The 1,606-nt window shown below is 57.8% G+C and carries 3 protein-coding genes; all 3 read right to left on the bottom strand.

The features are described from left to right. Positions 1-8: 8 nt before the first annotated feature. The 3 genes from SO156_RS45775 to SO156_RS45765 all read right to left on the bottom strand — a co-directional run bounded on the left by SO156_RS45775 (position 9) and on the right by SO156_RS45765 (position 1,402). Positions 9-278 carry a hypothetical protein gene (locus SO156_RS45775; RefSeq protein WP_498539456.1) on the bottom strand — a complete coding sequence of 90 codons (270 nt, stop codon included), beginning with the start codon at positions 276-278 and terminating at the stop codon, positions 9-11. A 643-nt stretch (positions 279-921) separates the two neighbouring features. Further along, positions 922-1,203 (bottom strand): hypothetical protein, encoded by a 282-nt coding sequence (locus tag SO156_RS45770; RefSeq protein WP_498539455.1) that lies wholly within the window; start codon positions 1,201-1,203, stop codon positions 922-924. Between the two features lie 52 nt (positions 1,204-1,255). Then, positions 1,256-1,402 (bottom strand): hypothetical protein, encoded by a 147-nt coding sequence (locus SO156_RS45765; protein ID WP_498539454.1) that lies wholly within the window; start codon positions 1,400-1,402, stop codon positions 1,256-1,258. Between the last annotated feature and the right edge of the window lie 204 nt (positions 1,403-1,606).

Raw genomic sequence — 1,606 nt, 5'->3', positions numbered from 1 at the left:
TATGTTGGCTACACAAGCAATCGCCGGCATGCATCGACGAAGACCTGCGCGCCCAGTACGATGTCCGCGTCGGACGTGCTCTCGCTCAAGTGAGGTTGACGTCGCCGATGGATCGCACGAAGCGCGCCAGCCGGCATGATCGAACCGAGAATCAGCGCATCGTGACCGGCGCCACTCGGCATACGTATGAACCCCTCTGGCACCAGATCGCCGCAGGCAGCTTCTTTCTGAATTTTGGTGTGCTTGGCGAAAGGGGCACTCGAATAAGGTTCAGACATCGAAACTCCATGGGTAACTTCAGCAAGGGAGCCATCCGCTGTACTCATACAACATGATCAACTCCTCAGTCGGCAAATACCAATTCTGGCGTCGTCAATTCCACATTGGAATGAATGTCCTTGGCCGGGAGGTGCCGCGCGGTGAGATGAGCCAGCTAAGCAAATGATCGAACGCTTTCTGCTGCGCTGCGCCATGGATTGGTATTAGCCCGGCTAGACGCCGGCCACTGCTGGAGGATAGGCAACGCATGAAGATTTTTCCGATCGCCGTGATCGTAACGAATATATTCCAAATGAGACGCCCCCATTTTCACCCCAGGCGTCAATAAACTTCGACCAGATATTTTGAACCCAATTATTGCAAATGGAATCGTATCCGTGAGGGTCGATGCATTGTCCAGGTTTGTTCACTGGAACAACTGACAAACGGACCCACGGAGCGGGACCGCTCGAACCGGTTTGTTAGTTGGACACTGACCGCTCCTGATCCCTTTCTATTACGCTGCCAGAAACTCTGCCTGCTGCTGTTGCTGTGGGCATTTGGTCAAGGCATCAGCGTTATCCATCATGTCCGCAGCCTTCGCGGCCAACATCCGTTCGCGCCAGAGCGCCATCGGTGCGCGATAGCCGCGTGCCTCAAAGGTCACGATCGTTGTAGAAGGCGATCCAGTTTACGATTGCTGCCTTGGGCCTCGCAACCGTCGGCATAGCCCCTGAGATGGATGTTCTCATGCTTGAGCAAGCGCCACAGCCGCTCGATGAAGACGTTGTCCATCCAACGACCGCGGCCATCCATGGAGATCTTGATCCCGGCGTCCGCCAACGCGCGGGTGAACTGGCTGTCTTGGTCAGTGTTGAAAATCTCCGGCGTACCGTACTTCGCCAGCGCCTCTTCCAGAGCTGCCGCGCAGAACAAAACATCCATCGCGTTCGGCTATCGCCACCCGGCTCGTCGTCCAGTCGATGATGACGACGAGTTAGAGAAAATAGCGGCCGAGCCGCCCACACCTGGTCGGCCGATCGATCGTCATGTTGCGCGGCAGATAGGGATGGAACTTGTGGCCCGGCGTCGGCTTCGTCGTGTTCGGCTTCGGCCCTAGCGCCGCGATGCCCATCTTCCGCATCTACACGCGCTTGCGATTGATCCGAAGCCCCTCAGCCTTCAGGATCGCGATCATTCGCCGTGAGCCCAAGAAAGGCCACGCGGCGAACAGCTAGTCGATCCGCCGCATCAGGGCAAGGTGGTTGTCTTTGGCCGGCCGCGGCGGCCGGTAGACCCCAGAGCGCGCGATGCCAAGCAACATGCATTGCCGGCGGATCGACAGCGC

This window comes from Bradyrhizobium sp. UFLA05-125 (assembly GCF_059803515.1).
This window is presented reverse-complemented; position numbering and strand designations above follow the sequence as displayed.

Excerpts from the sequence above, each read along its gene's own strand:
- SO156_RS45775 (WP_498539456.1), bottom strand. The coding sequence starts at position 278 with ATGTCTGAACCTTATTCGAGTGCCCCTTTCGCCAAGCACACCAAAATT.
- SO156_RS45770 (WP_498539455.1), bottom strand. The coding sequence starts at position 1,203 with ATGGATGTTTTGTTCTGCGCGGCAGCTCTGGAAGAGGCGCTGGCGAAG.
- SO156_RS45765 (WP_498539454.1), bottom strand. The coding sequence starts at position 1,402 with ATGCGGAAGATGGGCATCGCGGCGCTAGGGCCGAAGCCGAACACGACG.